At 50.3% G+C, this 797-nt stretch carries 1 protein-coding gene; it reads right to left on the bottom strand.

What is annotated here, in order from left to right; genetic code table 11:
* A partial coding sequence (locus ACTXGO_RS15150) for a transketolase-like TK C-terminal-containing protein (protein WP_443575101.1) occupies positions 1 to 797 on the bottom strand: 797 nt, incomplete at both ends.

Genomic DNA, 797 nt, shown 5'->3' with positions numbered 1-797 from the left:
GGCATAGAGACCACACGGACGCCAACGCCATTTTCGCTAAGCGTTTGATGCGCTTGCATCGCAAGGCCAACTTCTGAACCTGTCGCGATGATAATTGCTTTTAGCTCACCCTGCTCTTTGGCTAAGACATAACCGCCTTTGGTGATATTAGTGACTTGCTCGCTGTCACGGGCCTGATGGGGCAAGCTTTGACGGCTAAAGATCAGCGCCGATGGATTATTAGCAGACTTAATCGCTTCAACCCAAGCCGTAGCGGATTCGGTTGCATCACACGGACGCCAGGTACGCAGATTCGGTGTGGTACGCAGGCTCGTTAATTGCTCAATCGGCTGATGGGTTGGGCCATCTTCACCTAGACCAATAGAGTCATGCGTGTAGACATGGATGATACGCTGCTTCATAAGCGCGCCCATACGAACGGCGTTACGAGCGTATTCCATAAACATGAGGAAGGTTGCTACATAAGGGATAAAGCCGCCATGCAATGCGATACCATTGGCAATCGCGGTCATACCAAATTCGCGTACGCCGTAATAGATATAGTTGCCATCGCTATCAGTTTCGATACCCTTGGCATCTTTAAAAAGTGTTAGGTTTGAGCCTGCGAGATCGGCAGAACCGCCCATCAGCTCTGGTAATAATGGCTGCAAAGTATTAATCGCGTTTTGGCTGGCTTTACGACTAGCGACATCGCCGCCCTGCTCTTGAGTTTGCTGGATATAGTCTTTTGCTTGAGTCTCAAAGTCGGCTGGTAGCTCGCCTTCTAAACGGCGCTTTAGCTCACTTGCTAGCTCTGG

The organism is Psychrobacter sp. T6-1, from assembly GCF_052258445.1.
The sequence above is the reverse complement of the archived record's forward strand: the minus strand, read 5'-3'. Positions and strand labels throughout refer to the sequence as shown.